The 18,815-nt window shown below is 68.2% G+C and carries 13 protein-coding genes; 8 read left to right on the forward strand and 5 right to left on the reverse strand.

Going from position 1 to position 18,815, the window contains the following annotated elements:
* Positions 1-82 precede the first annotated feature (82 nt).
* Positions 83-1,708, reverse strand: a complete 1,626-nt coding sequence (locus tag HUA75_RS06660) for a nitrous oxide reductase family maturation protein NosD (protein ID WP_174485821.1) — start codon at positions 1,706-1,708, stop codon at positions 83-85.
* A 410-nt stretch (positions 1,709-2,118) separates the two neighbouring features.
* Here HUA75_RS06660 and HUA75_RS06665 point away from each other — a divergent pair, with 410 nt between their 5' ends.
* Entirely contained in the window at positions 2,119-2,511 is a 393-nt protein-coding gene (locus HUA75_RS06665) for a LysM peptidoglycan-binding domain-containing protein (protein WP_141647503.1), read from the forward strand.
* Between the two features lie 208 nt (positions 2,512-2,719).
* Here HUA75_RS06665 and HUA75_RS06670 read toward each other — a convergent pair whose 3' ends face one another.
* Positions 2,720-3,175, reverse strand: coding sequence for a hypothetical protein (locus HUA75_RS06670; RefSeq protein ID WP_217445915.1), 456 nt, complete (start codon positions 3,173-3,175; stop codon positions 2,720-2,722).
* Between the two features lie 352 nt (positions 3,176-3,527).
* Between HUA75_RS06670 and HUA75_RS06675 the strand changes: the two genes are divergently transcribed.
* A complete protein-coding gene (locus HUA75_RS06675; RefSeq protein WP_174485823.1) occupies positions 3,528-6,215 on the forward strand; it encodes an ATP-dependent Clp protease ATP-binding subunit in 2,688 nt (895 codons plus the stop codon).
* A gap of 27 nt (positions 6,216-6,242) precedes the next feature.
* Here HUA75_RS06675 and cutA read toward each other — a convergent pair whose 3' ends face one another.
* The 3 genes from cutA to HUA75_RS06690 form a co-directional block, all read right to left on the reverse strand.
* Complete coding sequence (gene cutA, locus HUA75_RS06680; RefSeq protein ID WP_141647500.1) at positions 6,243-6,569, reverse strand: divalent-cation tolerance protein CutA; 327 nt, start codon at positions 6,567-6,569, stop codon at positions 6,243-6,245.
* 10 nt (positions 6,570-6,579) lie between these two features.
* The gene (locus HUA75_RS06685) at positions 6,580-7,545 is read right to left on the reverse strand and encodes an ATP-binding protein (protein ID WP_174485824.1); all 966 of its coding nucleotides are present in this window, start codon (positions 7,543-7,545) and stop codon (positions 6,580-6,582) included.
* A 61-nt stretch (positions 7,546-7,606) separates the two neighbouring features.
* On the reverse strand, positions 7,607-8,269 hold the full coding sequence (locus HUA75_RS06690; RefSeq protein WP_174485825.1) for a hypothetical protein: 663 nt from the start codon (positions 8,267-8,269) through the stop codon (positions 7,607-7,609).
* 282 nt (positions 8,270-8,551) lie between these two features.
* On the opposite strand from HUA75_RS06690, the gene HUA75_RS06695 reads away from it, so the two are divergent.
* The 6 genes from HUA75_RS06695 (at position 8,552) to HUA75_RS06720 (ending at position 18,689) form a co-directional block, all read left to right on the forward strand.
* Positions 8,552-12,133, forward strand: coding sequence for a tetratricopeptide repeat protein (locus HUA75_RS06695; protein WP_174485826.1), 3,582 nt, complete (start codon positions 8,552-8,554; stop codon positions 12,131-12,133).
* A complete protein-coding gene (gene gltE, locus HUA75_RS06700; RefSeq protein WP_174485827.1) occupies positions 12,133-13,602 on the forward strand; it encodes an adventurous gliding motility TPR repeat lipoprotein GltE in 1,470 nt (489 codons plus the stop codon). The genes HUA75_RS06695 and gltE overlap by 1 nt, the downstream gene beginning before the upstream one ends.
* Positions 13,603-13,727: 125 nt before the next feature.
* On the forward strand, positions 13,728-14,000 hold the full coding sequence (gene cglF / locus HUA75_RS06705) for an adventurous gliding motility protein CglF (protein WP_141647495.1): 273 nt from the start codon (positions 13,728-13,730) through the stop codon (positions 13,998-14,000).
* Positions 14,001-14,078: 78 nt separating this feature from the next.
* Entirely contained in the window at positions 14,079-16,043 is a 1,965-nt protein-coding gene (gene gltG / locus HUA75_RS06710) for an adventurous gliding motility protein GltG (protein WP_141647494.1), read from the forward strand.
* Positions 16,044-16,145: 102 nt separating this feature from the next.
* A complete protein-coding gene (gene cglE / locus HUA75_RS06715) occupies positions 16,146-16,778 on the forward strand; it encodes an adventurous gliding motility protein CglE (RefSeq protein ID WP_141647493.1) in 633 nt (210 codons plus the stop codon).
* A 210-nt stretch (positions 16,779-16,988) separates the two neighbouring features.
* Positions 16,989-18,689 carry a DEAD/DEAH box helicase gene (locus tag HUA75_RS06720; RefSeq protein WP_174485828.1) on the forward strand — a complete coding sequence of 567 codons (1,701 nt, stop codon included), beginning with the start codon at positions 16,989-16,991 and terminating at the stop codon, positions 18,687-18,689.
* Positions 18,690-18,815: the final 126 nt, after the last annotated feature.

An 18,815-nucleotide genomic window follows, 5' to 3' on the forward strand; every position in this document is an offset into this window, starting at 1 on the left:
CAAGCTGTCGCCTCGCGTGGACCGAGGGGCGCACGGGAGAGGACCTCCCCGTATCCAGCCGGGAGGTCCTCTCTCAACCCCGCTATTCGGTGAGCGCCGCGGAGGCGGCCTGGGCATCCGAGGGGCAGTCGGACTCCACCGCGCCGACGTCGGGCGCCGAGCCGCAGAAGGGCAGGCCCAGGTCCATGCCCCGGTCGACCGCACCCGTGCCGGGCATGAAGGTGTTCGTGTCCACCAGCGCGTTGGCGGACTCGGCGGAGCTCACGTCCTGGCCTTGCTGCTTCCACGCGGCCAGCAGCTCACCCACCCAGGAGTCCTCGGGGATGAAGAAGTTGCCCTTCGTGAAGTGCGCGCCCTGCAGGTACACGTTGGCGGCCAGGTCCAGCCCGGAGGTGTAGGGCCCCAGGTTGACGGCGTTGCGCGTGGCGAAGAGGTTGTTTCGCACCGCCACGTTGGTGGAGTCGCCGCCGGTGCCATGTCCGAGCACCAGCGCGAAGCCCTTCGTCCCGGTGACGGTGTTGTGCAGCACGCGCACGTCGACGCCGTTCTCGATGCGGATGGCGGAGCCCTCGGGCATCTTCAGCGAGTGGACGCGGTTGCGTCGCACGGAGATGTTGGTCGGAGGGGCGCCCACTCGGTTGCCGCCCACGGCGATGCCCAGCGCGGCGTCCGAGATGTCGTTGTCCTCCAGGACGACGTTCTTCGCGGAGTAGTGCACCACCACCGCCTCACCTCGTGACGTCGAGGACTTGGTGAAGCCGTGCATGCGGTTGCCGCGCACGGTGACATCGTGGCACGTCTTGATGTCCACGGCGTTCTCACGGTTGTCGTACATGTGATTGGCTTCGATGAGGACGCCGCTGGCGGGCGCGTCGTTGCTGAAGCCCTCGGGCCCGAGGCACTGCACGGAGTCGCCCGAGTTGTCGTGGATGTCGTTGCCGCGCACGGTGATGTCCTTCGACGTGGGGGCGATGACGACGCCGTGCGAGTCGTCGGACCCTCGAGCGAAGTGATGGATGTGGTTGTTCTCGATGGTGACGCCGCGCGCGCTGGCGTCCGTGCTGATGCCGCTGCCGAAGGCGCCGTGGTGCAGGTCGTTGTTCGCGAGCACCGTGCCCTGGGTGTCTCCGGCGAAGGTGACGGCGATCTGCCGCTGGCTCTTCACGTCGAACTCGAAGCCCTCGATGCGCCAGTTCGGGCGCTGCACCAGGACCATGTACCAGCCGCTGGAAGTGGGAACGAGCTTGGGCTTGCCCTCGCCGAGCAGGGTGATGGGCGCGCTGGTGGTGCCGGCGCGGACGTTGGAGTCGAGCACCAGCTTCTCCGCATAGGTGCCCTGCTGGACGCGGATGATTTCACCGGGGCCCACCAGGGTGAGCGCCTTGGCGATGGTGCGCAGCGGACTGGCTTGCGAGCCGGCGGCGGTGTCGTTGCCGGACGGGCTGACGTACCACTCGCGCGAGTACCGAGGTGGGGCTGGCTCCTCGGGCGTGGGAACGGGCGAAGGTGTGGTGGGCTCCGGGGACGGCGTGGGCACCTGCGTCACGGGAGGCGTCGTCGGCTCGGGAGAGGGCTGGGTCGGGGGAGGCGTGGGACGGGTGGGGAGGGAAATGGTGCCCGAGGGGGAGGGGGGCTCCTTGTTTCCGTTACAGGCGAGGGCTCCCACGGAGAAAGCTCCGATGAGGCACAGGCTGCGCAGCGTGGACATGGGGGTCGACTCCTCTGGGGGTTGAGCGAGCCAAGGAACGTTCGGGAGGGCGAGCGGTATTCTGCTGGCCTGTGCCGTACGGCCCCTCGTGAAGCAGGCGGCCTGTCATCCTTCCCGCGCGTGATGCACTGGTGAAGGAGCGCCGTGGCTCGGTGCTCATTCGCTACCACGAACCCGATGCGAAATGGAAAGGGACCGCCGGCTGCTCTCCTGCCGAAGCGCGGGTGCTCGTGGGGACTGTCGTGGAGCGACGGAGCCGGCGTCCTCGCGAGAGTGTCAGCTGCCACGCAGTGGTGAGGGCCTGGAGGGCAAGACGGGAGCCGAGGCCCGCGTGCCTACAGTGCGCTCCCTCGCACGGCGGCAGTCACGTGGACATCGTGCGACCTGACCCGACGACTGGAGGAACGCCCATGGCCCTGCAGAACGACTACAAGGACGTGCTCGACGTGGCGAAGACGATTGGCGCGAAGGTCGAGTCCCGCGAGGAGAATGGAAAGCTCATCCTCAAGGGCTCGGTGGACTACGCGTGGGACCGCGACCGCATCTGGGACCAGATCAAGGCGAAGCACACGCAGTGGCAGCAGGAAGTCATGGTGAACCTCACCGTGACGCACGCGGAGCCGTACGGCGTCTACACGGTGAAGTCCGGCGACACGCTGGGCAAGCTGGCCAAGGACATCTACGGCGACGTGAAGCTGTACCCGAAGATTTTCGAGGCCAACAAGGACCAGCTCAAGGACCCGGACCACATCAAGGTGGGCCAGGTGCTCAAGCTGCCGCCCAAGTCCATCGCCCAGGCTTGAGCGCTCCGTCGTGTCGGGGGAGCCTCAGGGCTCCTTCGATGCACGGGGTGCTCGCGCGTGAGCGGTTCGTCGTGTCGAGGTGAGCCCGTGGAGGAGGCGCGGGGCTTCGTATACCTCCGTGCGGGCGACCTCTGGCGCGAGGTGCGCTGGCTCGTGAGTCGCGGCCCGCTGCTCTCCGGTTCTTCGAAGAGGGGCGTGCGAGTCCTGCTCAGGGAAGCAGTCCCGGGATACTGCCCCCGGGCCTGGGGCCGATGTGGAACCGGATGCTGCCCGGCGCCAGTGTGCACGCGGGCGGATGGGGCGCGTGGAAGGCACCGTGCCGGGGCAGTGTGCACAGTCCGAGCAGTTGCATCGTGGAGTACGGCGACGAGGGCTGCTCGAGATAGGTCTCCACCGTGTTTCGTGGCGGTGGTGGCTCCTCGGCGGTCACCGCTGGCTCGTCGAGCGCGGCGAGAGCGTCCTCCGGCAATGGACTCGTGTCCGGAACGAAGGAGATGCCCTCGGGAATGGGCTCCTCGCGGTCCGGTCGGCCGATGATGTTCTCGATGCGCTCGGTGCCCTCGTCCTTCACGGCGCGAGGCGCGGTGGCACACGCGCCCAGGAGCGACGCCGCCAGGAGCGTGGAGAGCACTCGGCGCGAATGGAACGGAGACGGAAGGGGCATGGGCGTCAGGGGCCTTGGCGAGATTTAGCCGGCTGCCAGACATGTTCCCTCGGGAAGAGGGGGCCGGGGAAGAGGCGCATTTACCCACCGTGGGGAAGTCGGTCTTGGGACATCACTCGGACTCCTGAGGACTCTCGTCACAGGCTTCGTCCGAAGCGCATGCGGCGCAACGTCGCGAGCCAACGCCTTCCTCCATCCTGGGGGTGGGGCGGTGGAGTCGTGAGAGCGCCTCTCCACGAGAGAGAGGATGAGGCCTCGTCAGGATGCCCGCCCTTCGTGAGGCGGCCTTCCGTGGTCCTCGGCCCGCGCCATTCCTAGCTTGCCCGGGAGTGGAGCGCGGAGGTCGTCGACCATGCTGTGTCAGAACTGCCGGACCCGTCCAGCCGCGGTCATGCTCAAGAAGCGGATGAACGGGCAGGAAGCCATCCTCAACTTCTGCAACCACTGCGCGAGCGCGATGGGCGTGGGGTTGGGGGACGCCAAGGGGTTCGGCAGCCTGGAGAGCCTCGTCGAGCAGATGATGGGCCCTCGCCCTCGGGGCCGGGAGAATCTGCTGACGCAGCTGTCGGAGATGGCGCAGCAGGTGCTGGAGCGCTCGGCGCGGATGACGCTCGACTCGGGCTACGAGCGGATGCGCATCGAGCACCTGTTGCTGTCCTTGCTCCACTCCGTTCCGGAGCTGCGCGAGTCGCTGAAGCACGCAGGCGCGCCCGTGGACGAGTTCGAGGCGCGCCTGGACGCGGTGATGCCCCGCCGCGAGCCGCGCAAGGCCCAGGGTGTGACGCTGTCCTCGGGCGTCAAGCGTGTGCTCCAGATTGCCCGCCTCCAGGCGCTCCAGATGGGGCACAGCTTCATTGGACCGGAGCACCTGCTGCTCGGCATCCTCATGGAGGCGGAGAGCTACGCGGCGCAGTTCCTCTCGGGCGTCGACGTCAATGAGCTGCGCAAGCGCCTGGTCGCCTCGGTGGGCGGCCCCGCGGCGCCCTCGGCGGGAGTCGGTGGGCGGCAGGGAAGCGGAGGGCTTCCGCCAAACCTGACACGCTTCACCAGGGACTTGTCGGTGCTGGCGCGCGCGGGAGAGTTGGACCCGGTCATCGGACGCGAAAAGGAAATCAGTCGCGTCATTCGCATCCTGAGTCGCAAGACGAAGAACAATCCGGTGCTCATCGGTGAACCGGGCGTGGGCAAGACGGCCATCGCGGAGGGACTGGCCCAGCGCATCGTCGCGGGAGAGGTCCCCGAGGTTCTCAAGGACAAGCGCGTGCTGTCGCTGGACCTGGGGAGTGTCCTGGGCGGCACGAAGTTCCGAGGCGAGTTCGAGGAGCGCTTCAAGGGACTGATGGATGAGATTCGCGCCCTCAAGGGGCAGATCATCCTCTTCATCGACGAGGTGCATACGGTGGTGGGCGCCGGTGGTGCCGAGGGCGCGGTGGATGCGTCCAACCTGCTCAAGCCGGCGCTGGCTCGCGGAGAGCTGCAGTGCCTGGGGGCCACGACGCTGGACGAGTATCGGAAGAACATCGAGAAGGACGCCGCCCTGGAGCGCCGCTTCCAACCCGTCATGGTGGCCGAGCCCACGCCGGAGCAGGCCATCGAAATCCTGCGAGGACTGCGCGATGCGTACGAGGCGCATCACCGCGTGAAGATTCTCGACACGTCGCTCACCGCGTCCGTCGAGCTGTCGGACAAGTACGTCAATGACCGGTTCCTGCCGGACAAGGCCATCGACCTGCTCGACGAGGCCTCGGCCATGGTGCGGCTGGGCGCGCGCACCGCGCCGGACCGGCTGGGTGAGGTGGAGGCGATGCTCGCGCAGAAGGAGAAGGACAAGAGCGCGGCGGTGGCGGGGGAGCGCTACGAAGAGGCGAGCCGACTCAAGGGCGAACTCGACACGCTGCGCACGGAGCTGGAAGGCCTGCGCACGCAGTGGCAGCTCAAGCGAGGTGTCACCGAACCCGCCGTGACGCCGGAGGACATCGCCACGGTGGTGAGCGAGTGGACGGGCATCCCCGCGCGCAAGCTGCAACAGGAAGAGGGACAGCGACTGCTGGAGATGGAGGAGGCGCTGAAGCAGCGCGTGGTGGGACAGGAGGACGCGCTGCGCGCCATCTCCGAGGCGGTGCGCCGGGCTCGCGCGGGCTTGAAGGATCCGAATCGTCCCATCGGCTCGTTCCTGTTCCTGGGGCCCACGGGCGTGGGCAAGACGGAGACGGCGCGCGCGCTGGCCGAGTATCTGTTCAACGACGAGGCCGCGATGATTCGCCTGGACATGTCCGAGTTCCAGGAGCGCCACACGGCGAGCCGGCTCATCGGCGCGCCCCCGGGTTACGTGGGCTACGAGGATGCGGGGCGACTCACGGAAGCCGTGCGTCGCAGGCCGTACTCGGTGTTGCTCTTCGACGAGGTGGAGAAGGCGCACCCGGACGTGTTCAACCTGTTGCTGCAGATTCTCGACGACGGGCGGCTCACGGACTCACGCGGCCGCACCGTGGACTTCAAGAACGTGGTCATCATCATGACGTCCAACCTGGGCTCGGAGGCGATGGGGGCCGCGAGGGCGGCGCTCGGCTTCCAGAGCTCGGGGGACGAGGAGCGGACGGTCAGGGAGCGGGCCAGCGAGGCGGTGATGAACGCGCTGCGCGGGCACTTCCGGCCGGAGTTCATCAACCGCATCGACGAAATCATCGTCTTCCATCCGCTCAACCCGGAGCAGCTCCGACGCATCGTCGACACGATGCTGGAGGCCACGCGCCGCAAGCTGCACGGGCAGAACGTGGGCCTGGAGTTGACGGACGCGGCGCGCGACTCGCTGGCCGAGAGGGGGTTCGAGCCCCGCTATGGCGCACGCCCCCTTCGCCGCGTCATCCAGCGCGAGCTGGAGACGGAGCTCAGCCGGATGATGCTGCGCGGTGAGCTGAGCGAGGGCCAGCGCATCCGGGTCGACTTCCAGGATGGACACTTCGTCTTCAAGGCGGAACCGGGAGCGCCCGCGGAGGTGGAGCCGAAGCCCCCCGAGGCTCCTGTTCCACCCGCCACGTGAGTGCCTCGACGCGCGCGGTGGTGCCGCTCAGGGAGAGGCGCGGGTGTTGTCGAGAATCCACGCGAGATAGGGCGCGTGGCCGTCGGCGATGTCGACGCGGAGCACCTCGGGCACCTGGTAGGGGTGCAGCGCGATGATGCGGGCGCGCAGGGTGTCGAAGAGCGCGGCTCTCGTCTTGAAGAGGATGAGCGCCTCCGCGTCGTCCTGCACCTTGCCCTCCCAGCGATAGATGGAGCGAAGGCCGGGGAGGATGTTGCCGCAGGCGGCGAGCTGTTCTTCCACGACGGTCCGCGCCAGCTCCGCGGCCTTGTCGGCGGAGGGCGCTGTGACGAGGACCAGGATGGCGTCGGTCATGGCGCCCGAGTCACCGCCCGGCGCTGCGCATGCCGCCGGTGGGGGGCTGGTGGAGCGTGTCCATTTCCTGCCGCGTGCGTCGGCGGTCAGGGGTGTCCTTGGGCAGCTCCACGAAGGTGCACATCTCGCAGAGGCGGCTGTAGATGCGCTCGCCCACGCGCTCGCGCAGCAGCTCCGCTTCCTTCACCACCGCCTTCGCGTCTTCCGTCGTCCGGTAGCCGGTGGGGCCCATGGGGCGCTGCTTCTTCTCCGGCTCCAGCGAGTAGTTCGTCGCGAACAGCGTGGTGCGGCCCGCGTTGTAGCGGCGGGCGATGAGCTCATCCAGCGTCTCCATCTCGAACGGGCTGCCGCGTCCCTTGCCCAGCTCGTCGATGGCCAGCACCTCCACCTCCGACAGCGGCCCGATGATTTCTCCGCCACTCTTGCCGTCCTGGAAGCCCCGCCGGATGGTGGCGTAGAGGAGGGAAATCTCCACGTAGCGCGCGCGCACGCCCATCTCGATGACGAGGTGGCCCAGCGTGGCCGCGAGCAGGTGCGTCTTCCCGGTGCCCACCGGGCCGCTCAGGATGAAGCCCTTGGACGTGGCGCCCTTCACGTAGTGGTGGCCGAAGTGCATCGCCACCCCGCGGCCCCGGTCCTGGGCCTCGTTGAAGGCGCGGTAGTTGTCGAAGGACGCGTGCGCCACCACGCCGGGCAGCCGCACGTCGTTGAAGATGGTCACCCGCCGCATCCGCCGCGTGCAGGTGCAGGGCTCCATCACCTCGTAGCGCTTGGGCCCCACCTTCTGGCTGAAGACGCCCTCTCGCTCCACCAGCACATGGCCGCGCCCGCCGCAGATGGAGCAGTTCTCCGAGCATGCGCACACGCGCGCCTGCGCCTGGTCTCCGTGCCGTTCGATGACATACGTCCGGCCGGCACAGACGCGGCACCCCTCCCCAGTCGCCTTCGCTCCCACACCCGTCTCGCGCATCGCCATAGCAGAGCCCTTCCCCGCCTCCTCGCAAACTGAACGGGCGAGCAGTAGTCGTGTCGCCCCCTCAGACTTCCTTCACACCCAGTCGTCGTCGCACCGCGGCCACCACCCGGAAGCGCCGGGAGAGCCTTCGCGCGCGCACCGACATCACCTGCTGTTCAGAACCCACCGAAAGTGCGTCACGCCACACCTCGCGTCGCTGAAGGAAGGGGAGGGCTCTCAGGAGCGCCAGGAAGCTCAGGGCTTCCTGCGCATCGAGCGCGGCGGGCTCGCCCGGAATGCTCGCCAGCACCGTGCCGCGCAGCCACGCCACCCGGGGCGCCAGGGCCTGTTCCCGCCCCGCGAGGTCCTCCAGCGCGTCGACGAGCCGCGCATGTCGGGTCTCCTCCCACGACAGCGCCTTCCGACGTCGCGAGGGGGCCTCCGGCGCCGGCGTCTCACCCGCGCCCGCCGTCAGCGAACGGTACTTCTTGATCTCCGCGTCGACCTGCCGCCGACACGCCCGCAGGTTTCGCAGCACGGGCTCACCGGGGCGCGCATCCCACAGTGCCTTCTCCGCCGAGCGGGAGATGCCCCGCGCCACCACCTCGAACGGAACGCCCTCTCTCGCCCAGGATGTCAGAAGCTCCGTGTCCAATGCCGAGAGCATCAGCCCCGCGCCACGCACCGCGAGGAAGTAGTCCTGCACCAGCTCCTCGAAGCTGGCGCTTTCCGGCAACAGACTCATGATCCGACACCCACTCCAGGCAGGGCGACCGGGCAGCCGGCCGTCCGCTCCCCCATACCCGGTGGGTCCGACAAGGCAACCGTGTTGTCATCCTTTTCACAGCAGTTCTGGAAGTTTGCCGGCCTGCTTTCCACTTCTGGAGGGGCCAGCCAGTCAGGGTTGACCCTGCACTTGGAAACCGCGCATAGTGGTTCTCCCCGAATGGAAATTCCCGAAGATTCCCGGCCACTTGCCTGTTCGGTAGGCAACCGGGGACGCCGGTCCCCCCCGCTTAGGAAGACCATGCGCCGTTCGCTCCTCGTCTGCCTCGTCCTCCTGGCCTCGGCCTCCGCCGCTCAGGAGAAGAAAGCGCCGCGTGACGCCGACCTGGGCCAGAAGTCCGCCACCGCGGTGGACAAGTCCCTGGCTGGCGACATCACCCGCGAGAAGAAGAAGGAAGAAGTCGCCCCCGCGCTCCAGTACGACCAGTTCCGACTGGGCGTGGAGCTGCAGGTGGCCTCCAAGCGACGCGAGCAGATCGTCTCGCTGAAGAAGATCATCTCCCTGTCGCCGGATCCGAAGGAGGTCCCCAGCCTCCTGTTCCGCCTGGGAGAGTTCTACTGGGAGGAGTCGAAGTTCTATTTCTTCGAGGCCAACCGCAAGGACGACGACCTCATCAAGGCGATGAACCGCAACGACGCCGCGGGCCAGCAGCAGGCCAAGGCGGAGAAGGCGGAGTTCGTCGCGAAGCAGAAGGAGTACGGCAAGCTCGCCGTCGAGCAGTACACCCGGATTGTCCAGGAGTTCCCCAAGTTCGAGCGCACGGACGAGGTGCTCTTCTTCCTCGGTCAGTACCTGATGGAGGAAGGCCAGGACCGCAAGGCGCTGGTCGCCTTCAAGCGCCTGGTGGAGAAGCACCCGAAGTCCAAGTACATCCCGGACGCGTACCTCGCCTTCGGCGAGTACTACTTCAACAACTCCAAGGGAAAGCGCCCAGAGCTGGAGAAGGCGCTGGTGGCCTACAAGAAGGCCGCCGAGTTCCCAGAGAGCCAAGTGTACGCGTTCGCCCTCTACAAGCAGGGCTGGTGCCACTACAACCTGGGTGACTACGCGGCGGCGAAGGACAAGTTCAAGACGGTGGTGCTGTACGGCGAGCTGGCCGGCGCCAACGCGGTGGAGAAGGACGGCGGCAAGAGCGGCCGAGGCTCGCTGGTGCGTGAGGCCCGGACCGACTACGTGCGAGCGTACGCGCACGAGGGTGACGTGGCGCAGGCGCGCGCGGACTTCGGCAAGGTGGCCTCCAATCCGGAGGACCGCTTCACGATGCTCAAGCAGCTCGCCAACATGTACTACGGCGACGGCAAGGACCGCGAAGCGGCCATCACCTTCAACTCCCTCATCAAGGAGAAGCCGCTGTCGCCCGAGGCGCCCGGCTTCCAGGGGAAGATCGTCGACTGCATCCTTCGCATGGGCAACAAGGAGCGCACCGTGGCCCAGGTGCGCCGGCTCGTGAAGATCATGAAGGAGGTCGAAAGCTCCGGCGTCATCAAGGACGACAAGGACAAGAAGCTGCTCGCGGAGGCGAAGGAGCTGTCCGAGCGCACGCTCTCCAACCTCGCCGTCACCTGGCACAACGAGGGCCGCAAGACGCGCAACGAGGAGACGTTCCGCTACGCGGACGCCGTCTACAGCGACTACCTCACGCTCTTCCCGGAGAACCCCAAGGCGTACGACCTGCGCTTCTTCTGGGCGGAGTTGCTCAACGACAACCTGCAGAACTACGAGAAGGCCGCCGCCAACTACACGCTCGTCGTGCTCCAGGACGCCAAGGTGCTGGAGGCCAAGGACGACAAGGGCAAGCTGAAGCCGGGCAAGCCGGGCAAGTGGCTGCCGAACGCGTCCTACAACGCGGTGCTGGCCTACGACGAGGTCGTCAAGGCCGCCGAGGCGCGTGGCGAGGCGAAGAGCGAATCGGTGGGCACGGACCTGTCGAAGAAGGCCGCCATCCCCACGCTGAAGAAGGCGCTGTTGGATGCGTGCGAGCGCTACCTCAAGTACGTGCCCAAGGGTGACAAGCGGGTGGAGATCGCCTTCAAGGCGGCGAACATCTACTACCGCCACAACCACTTCGACGAGGCGGTGCTGCGCTTCAGCGAAATCGCGCTCGGCTACCCCGAGTACAAGTTCGAGAACGGCGACCGCGCGGCGGAGATCAGCGCCAACCTCATCCTCGACTCGTACAACCTGCTCCAGGACTTCGCGAAGGTGAACGAGTGGGCGCGGCGCTTCTACGCCAACGACAAGCTGGCCACGGGCAAGTTCCGCGACGACCTAGCCAAGCTGATTGAGCAGTCGTCGTTCAAGCTGGTCAGCCAGTTGGAGGAGAAGAAGGAGTTCTCCAAGGCGGCCGAGGCGTACCTCAACTTCGTGCACGACTTCCCGCAGACGGAGATCGCCGACCTGGCGCTCTACAACGCGTCCGTCGACTACTACAAAGCGAAGATGCTGGATAAGACGATTGAAGTGCGGGCCCGGCTCTTCGCCCAGTATCCGCGCTCCAAGTACGTGCCGGACTCCATCTACGCCAACGCGGAAGCGCTGGAGGCCATCGGCGACTTCGAGCAGGCCGCGACGACCTACGAGCTGTACGTGAAGGGCTACGAGCGCAGCGTGTCGGAGAAGGGTGGCGGCAAGGCGCGCCCGAGCAAGTCCAGCAAGTCCAACAGGAAGGGCGGCGGCGACGACAAGCCGGCGGTGCCGCAGAAGTGGGACGAGGCCAAGGCGCAGGTGGCACTGTTCAACGCGTCCACCTACCGCGAGGGCCTGGGCCAGACGAAGGCGGCGCTGCGCAACCGCGAGCGCTACCTGGAGCTGTGGCCGAAGGCCAAGGACGCGGATGACATCCGCCTGTCCATCATCGAGCTGACCGGCAAGAGCGGCGCGGCGATGCGGGCCATCAAGATGCTGGAAGAGTACGAGCGCGACAACATGCGCTCGGCCAGCAAGTTCCTCACCGCCGAGGGACGGATCATCGACCTGTACAAGAAGATGAACAAGTCGCGCGACGTGACGCGCATGTACAAGCGCGTGGGCGAGCACTTCGACCAGCTCCCCCGCCGCGTGCAGACCACACTGGAGAAGCCCGCGCTGGCCACCGCCGCGCAGGCGCAGTTCCTGGGCGTGGAGCTGGACTGGGCGGAATACAAGCGCCTGAAGCTGTACTGGGGCGCGCCGCCGTCGCCGGACCGCTTCCGCGCCAGCATCCAGGACAAGAGCCGCGCGCTGCAGGTGGTGGAGAAGAAGTACGTGCAGACGGTGTCCCTGGGTGCTCCGGAGCCGTCGCTCTGCGCGCTCAACCGCATTGGTCTGGCGTATGACCACTTCGCCCACAGCGTCATCAACGCGCCCATGCCGCGCGGCCTGGACGAAGAGGCCCAGCAGGCGCTGCGCGACGAGTTCACCAACCAGGCCCAGCCGCTCAAGGACAAGGCCACGGAGGCATTCGCCGCCACGGTGGCGAAGAGCCGCGAGCTGGACGTGTTCAACGCCTGCGCCGCGGAGAGCTTGAAGCTGCTGCGCACCACCTACCAGCCGGACCGCTATCCGGAGATGCCGGAGGAGAAGGTCGCGCTGAAGAGCCGCCAGCAGATCATCGGTGGTGACGTGCTGGCCGGCATCCAGGACGTGCCGCCGCCGGCGCCCAAGGCCGTGGCGGAGCAGAAGAACCAGAAGGAGGCGCTGCAGGAGGACCTCACGGACCTCACCGCGCAGTTGCGCTCGCAGACAGAGACCCAGGTGGACACGAAGGCCACCGCCTCCACCCCGGACGGCACCAAGCCCGCCAAGGCGGCTGGGGCCGACGAGGAGCCGGAGGACTTCCTCTAATGAACCGGACGACCCGTACCATGCGCCTGTTCCCCCTCCTGGCGGCCGCGTCGCTCATCGCCGCCGGCTGCACCGCGTCCAAGGCCACTTCTCCCGCGCCCGTGGCGAAGAACCCCACGGCGCAGCCGAAGGACGCTCCGCCTCCGCCCATCTCCAACACGGCCAAGGCGCGCTTCGAGGACGCGGTGAAGTCCTTCGACACGCAGAAGAAGGCCAAGGCGTTCGACTACCCGGCGCTGGAGCGCAAGTTCAAGTCGGCGCTGGAGTCCGACGCGAACCTCGCCGAGGCCGAGTACAACCTGGGCGTCATCGCCGAGCGTCAGGGCAACATCCCGGAGGCGAAGGCCCGCTACAAGGCGGCGCTCACCAAGAAGCCCTCGCTGCGCCAGGCGTCCGAGAACCTGGCCGTCATGGAGCAGAACGGGGGCAACGTGGCCGGCGCGGTGGCCCTCTACCAGGAGGTCCTCCAGCGTTATCCGGACGACGCGCAGTCGCGCGCGCGCCTGGCGGAGATCTACCGGCAGCAGAACGACCACGACAAGGCGATGGAGCTGGCCCGTGGCGCGCTGATGAGAGATCCGACGTCCACCACCGCGCTGAAGGTGATGATCCGCAGCTACCTGGACCGCAAGCAGCTTTCGATGGCGAAGCTGGTGGCGCTGCGCGGCGTGAAGCTGGACGGAGCGGACCCGGAGCTGCACCACTCGGTGGGCCTCATCCAACTGCGCGAGGGTGATGCCGATGACGCTCGGCTGTCCTTCAAGAAGGCGCTGGAGGCGCGCGAGGACTATGTCCCGTCGCACGTCGCGCTGGCGCAGCTCTCGCTGGACGCGGAGGACTATCCCGGCGCCGAGGAGCACCTGCGCCGCATCCTCCAGGCGGACGGGAAGAACGCCACCGCGCACCTGAACCTGGGCCTCTCCTACAAGGGCCAGGGTCAGTACGACAAGGCGATGCAGGAGTATGACGAAGCGGAGAAGCTGGACCCGGAGCTGGCGGCCGTCCACCTCAACCGCGCCATCCTCCTCCACAAGGTGAAGGACGCCCCCGAGCGCGCCGTGGAGCTCTACAAACGGTACATCGCCACGGCGGGCGGAGAGGTGGCCCTGTCCGGCGAGGCCCCCGTCTTCGGGCTGCTGCGTGAGGCGGAGGCCATCGTCAGCGCCAAGCGCGAGGCCAGCGCGGCCGAAGAGCAGGCGAAGAAGATGGAGGACCTCCAGAAGAAGCAGCAGGCCCAGATGCAGGCGGCGGAGAAGAAGCAGGCGCCCCAGGCCCCCGCGCCCAATGGCGCCGCGGCGGCTCCGGCCACGGGCACGGGCACTTCCGCCCAGGCCACTCCAGCGGGGGGCTCTTCGCCCCAGACGCCGGCGGCCCCTCCTCAGTCCCCCGCAGCGGGTGCTCAGGACAAGAAGAATGCAGGCACGACGGATCCTTCCGAGCCGGGTGAGCCTGAAGACGACCTGCTGTGAAAGTTGGGATGTCCCCGGGTGCCTTCGCTGTGGCGAGCCCCGGGGGGATGATGCGAACCTTCGCTGTCCGTTGTCTGGACATGCGGCGTCGAACGGGCCCGGCGGGGCCCTTGTGGGAGGCAGTGATGCGGAAGGCTCTGATGTTGTGCGCGGTGCTCGCGGTGGCTCCGGCCTTCGCCCAGGATGATGCGGCCAAGCCGGCAGGTGGGGGCGCGGAGGGTAATGTGCGCTACTCCAAGACGACGAACATCGACTTCGAGGACGACACCATCGAAGGCGACCTCACCAAGCCGGACGGCGAGTACATCGAGGCGCGCGAGACGGTGAAGCACTCGAACCTCATCCGCATCCGCGAGGACTTCGAGGACAAGGTGATGCAGTCCGTGGGCGAGCTGTAACAGGCGTCGGTGCGTCGGCGGGAACCTTCCGGCGCGAGCGTTGTCCATAGCGAGCATCCACCTTCCGCAGGAGCCCTCATGGCCGTTCCCCTGACACTCAAGGTCTTCAAGGGCGACACCCTGGTCGCCACCAAGGACTACGAGCGCGACATCATCAAGATTGGCCGGCTGTCCTCGGCGCACCTGTGCCTGGAGGACGAGAAGGTCAGCCGCATCCACTCCGTCATCGAGGTCGCCGGCGACGGCTCCATGTCCATCATCGACATGGGCAGCGTCGAGGGGACGTACGTCAACAACAAGCGGGTCAACAAGGGCCTGCTGTCGTTCGGCGACGAGATTCGGGTGGGCGCCACCACCATCCGGCTGGAGAACCCCTCCGCCATCGCGGCCGCCAATCTGGCCGTGGCCGCGGCGAGCACGGATACCACCACGGAGAAGAACCCCGTGCTGGGCTCCACCACCGCCGCCACGGGGCTGGCGCAGGCCGCCGCCGCCGAGGCCGCCGAGTCGTCCCTTCCCACCCCCGTCGCCGCCGCGAGCGCGGGTGCGCTGGACGCCTCCGTCGCCCCCACGCAGAAGAGCCCCATCCTCGCCGCCGAGGAGCCCGCGCCGGCTCCCCGCGCGACGCAGGCCCCGGTCGACGACGCCGCGCCCCGCGTGCGCACGGTGCGCCGCTCCAAGTCGAGCGGTCCGCAGGGTGTGTCGCTGCGTTTCTGCTGGGGTGACCAGCGGGTGGGCGAGTTCTTCGTCGCCCCGGGTATCAAGCGCTTCGTGACGGTGGGCAGCGCCGCGGGCGTCGACTTCGTCATGGGTGACGCCAAGTTCGGCGCTCCCCGCTTCGACGTGCTGCGCACGGACGGTCAGTCGTTCGTCGTGCGCTTCACGGGGAAGATGAAGGGCGAATTGGTCCGCAAGGGCGAGACGCAGGAACTCAAGGCGGTCATCGAATCCGGCAAGGCCTCGCACGAGGGTGACGCGTACACGCTCACGCTCGACGCGGAGGACTTCTTCTGGGTGGACCTGGGCGGCGTGACGATGGAGGCGAGCTTCCAGTCCGTCCCCAAGCGCGTCGTGGCGCCGCTGGGCGAGTCGCTGGACTACACCGCGCTCAACATCTTCCTGGTGATGTTCTTCGCGGCCACCGCGTTCGTCATCACCGCGATGAACCGCACGGGCGAGGGTGACGAGTACGCGGACGAGTTGTCCGGCAACCAGGCGCGCATCGCCAAGTTCCTCATCAAGCCGCCCGAGGCGCAGAAGAACAAGTTCCTCGAGCGCCTCAATCAGCAGAAGGAAGCGAAGAAGAGCGGCGAGATGGCGGCCAAGAGCCGCGGTGACGAAGGTCAGATGGGCAAGAAGGACGCGCCCAAGACCAACAACCGCACCGCGCCCAAGGGCGACCCGAACAAGAAGGACGAGGCGCGCGCGCTGACCGCCAAGATTTTCGGCGGCGGCAAGGGCGGCATCTCCACCGTGTTCGGCAGCAAGGGCCTGGGCGGCGACCTGAAGAGCGCCATGGGCAACATGTTCGGCGCCAAGGCGGGCAACTCGGGTGGCTTCGGCGGCCTGGGCCTGCGTGGCTCCGGCGGTGGTGGCGGCGGCACCGGTGACACCGTCGGCATCGGCGGTATCGGCACCAAGGGTCGTGGCGGCGGCACCGGCAGCTACGGCACGGGCGTGGGCGTGCTGGGTGGCAAGTCCAGCGTGGACGTGGGCATCACCTCGTCCGACCCGGAGGTCATGGGCTCGCTGGACAAGGAGCTCATCCGCAAGGTCATCCACATGAACCGCGGGCAGATTCGCTACTGCTACGAAAGCCTCCTCAACCGGTTCCCGAAGCTGGGCGGCAAGGTGGCCGTGAAGTTCGTGATTACCGCCACTGGCTCCGTGGCGTCGTCCTCGGTGGCCCAGTCCACCGCGGGCAACGCGGAGCTGGAGACGTGCGTGGCCGGTCGCGTGCGCACCTGGAAGTTCCCCGAGCCCAAGGGCGGTGGCGTGGTGGTCGTCACCTATCCGTTCATCTTCAAGCAGTCCGGCGATTAGCGCCGGCCTTCCTCCGCTTCACGGGCGGCCCTTCCCCGGGGTCGCCCGCGCAGTCACCCCGGCTCCCGTCCCCCGTGGGAGCCACGTCAACCTCAGGACCGCATGAAAGCCCTCGCCTCCATTGCCCTGTGTGCCGTGTTCGTCCTCCCCGTGGCCGCGAGCGCTCAGCAACCACCCCCCACGGCGACGGGAGACAAGCCCGCCGTCACGTTCGATGAAATCGAGCGCGGCTTCTACTTCGCGCTGCTCGGCGGTCCGCTCTTCCTGACCAATCCGCCCGCGGCGGAGGGGACGCCCCGTCCGTTCTCCTCGGGCCCCATGGCCCAGGTGGAGTTCGGCGTGGACCTGGGCGAGCGGGTGTCCGTGGGCCTGTTCATCATGGGCTCCAGCATCCGCACGAGCGCCGAGTACATCGGCGAGTCCGGCGGCGCGGTGTCCGGTGACTTCTCCACCTTCGTCCCGGGCGCGGTGTTGCGCGCGCGCCTGGTGGGCCTGGCCGACAGCCAGGAAGTGAAGCGCACGTGGTTCTATGTCCGCGCAGGCGCGGGTTATGCGATGTTCTCGCCGAAGCGTCTCCTTCCGGATTCCGACATTCTTGTGTTTGCCGGGCCCGGAGTGGAGTACTACACACGGTTGCGCCACTTTTCCGTGGGGCTCGAGGTCACGGGGAACTACCTCGTTTCCGGAGGCTCGTTCGGGTTCGCGGTGGCGCCGAACATTCGCTACGCGTTCTAGTTCCAGCGGGAGAAAGACGTGCCTCAGGAGAATGGAAGCGGTGGGCCGCGCCAGGGTGGGCGTGGTCGTGACGGGGGTGCGCCGGGTCAGGGCCCGCGCCGTGACGGTCCTGGCGGTGGTTTTGGTGGCCGGGGCGGTCCGGGAGGCCCTGGTGGAAGGGGCGAGGGCAGAGGCCGCGACGGACGTGGTCGGGGTCGTGACGAAGGCCCCGTGGGCCCGGGTCAGCGTGTCATCTCCGAGCTGAGCGTCCTGGAGAAGGCCCTGTCCAAGACGGACTTCGTGGCCGAGAAGGGCCCGCTGCAGGCGATTGTGCGCTCGCTGCGGCCCATGCGGCTGAAGTCCCTGGAGGACCTGGACCTCAACACGCGAGGCCGACTCATCACCACGATGCTGCGCGTGCAGCGTCAGCCCAAGCCCGCGGCTCCGGATGCTTCGGCCCCCGCGGAGGCGAGTGCCCCGGTGGAGGCCACCGAGGCTCCGGCCGAGGCCGCCGCTCCGGCGGAAGGCGCGGAGGGTGCGGTCGCCGAGGGTGAGACGGGCGCGGCTCCGGCCGAGGCTGCTGCTCCGGCGGCGCCCGCGGTGGACCCCGCCAAGGAGAAGTTCGACGCGTGGACGGACGTGCTGTTCCTGGTGGGACAGGTCTGGCGCGCGGCGGGAGACCGGGAGCGCGCCGAGGTGGCCTTCGCCGCCAGCGGTCGTCAGCCCGGCCCCGAGGTCGAGGAGCCTGCGGCGCCCGCGGCTCGGACGGAGGCACGTCCGGAGCGCGGTGAGCGTCGGGAGCGCCCGGAGCGAGGCGAGCGTCGGGAGCGCGGTGAGCGTCCCGAGCGTGGCGCTGCCGGCGAGCGCCGGGAGCGTCCCGAGCGCGGCGCGGCTGGCGAGCGTCGGGAGCGTCCCGAGCGCGGCGCGGCTGGCGAGCGTCCGGAGCGCGGCGAGCGCCGTCCGATGCCGGAGCTGACGGGCGACTGGAAGGAGCAGGCCAAGCAGCTCGAGGGGATGGGTCGCACGCGTGACGCGGCCCGTCTGCACGAGCGGAACAATGGCTTCGCGGACGCCACCCGGCTGTTCGAGGCGGGCGGAGACCTCAAGAGCGCGCTGCGCACCGCGCTCGCGGGCAGCGACAACGATGCCGCGCGCCGACTGGTGGGCACGCTGCCCCCGGATCAGCTCGCTCCCACGCTGGAGAAGGCCGGTGCCTACGAGCTCCTGATGGAGCACTACGTTGGCAAGGGCGACTTCGAGAACGTGGCGCGCCTGTATGAGCGCGCGCGCCAGTTCGACCAGGCGGCGCTCGCGTACGAGCGTGCGGGGAAGCTGACCCTGGCGCGCAAGGCGTACGAGCGCTCGCGGGACATGGCCAGCGCCAACCGCATCCGTGGGCTCGAAGTGAAGAGCCTGGTGGAGCGTGGAGATCGTCTGGGCGCGGCCACGTTGCTCGTGGCGGCGGGCCAGCGTCGCGAGGCGGTGGAGGTGCTGGGCACCCTGCCTCCTCCCAAGGCGTTCCACTTCATGCAGCGGCTGAAGCTGGACGAAGAGGCGAAGGAGCTGGCGCAGCGCGAGCTGGCCCGGGCCGAGCAGGAGCAGAAGCCCGCGGGCCGTGCCCGGTGGCTGGAGCTGCTCGGCGACGTCGCGGCTTCCGCCGAGGCGTGGGAGGCCGCGGGGCGCAAGGACAAGGCGCTGCCGCTGCACGAGAAGCTCGGCAACCTGCCTCGCGCCGCCCAGCTCGCCGAAGAGCTGCAGCAGCGTGACAAGGCCGTGGCCCTCTACACCCAGCTCAACGACAGCGCGGGTGTGGAGCGTGCGAAGGCCCTGCCGGAGACGCCCGTGGCGCCCCCGGCTTCCGCCGAGTCGTCCGAAGGCGGTGCGGGGGGCGAGGACGGGGACGTTCCCTCCGACGCTTCCTCGGCCGAGTAGCAAGAAGGCCAATGATTCCCGCCCTTTGGCGGGTTTTACACGATTGCTCGGGGGCGCTCGCGGCCGGTAGAGTCCGGCGGCTGGCGCCCCCGCTGCGTTCCATTTTTACCCCCGAGGCCCGCCCTC

It is taken from the genome of Myxococcus sp. CA040A (assembly GCF_013336725.1).
Lineage (GTDB): Bacteria > Myxococcota > Myxococcia > Myxococcales > Myxococcaceae > Myxococcus > Myxococcus llanfairpwllgwyngyllgogerychwyrndrobwllllantysiliogogogochensis.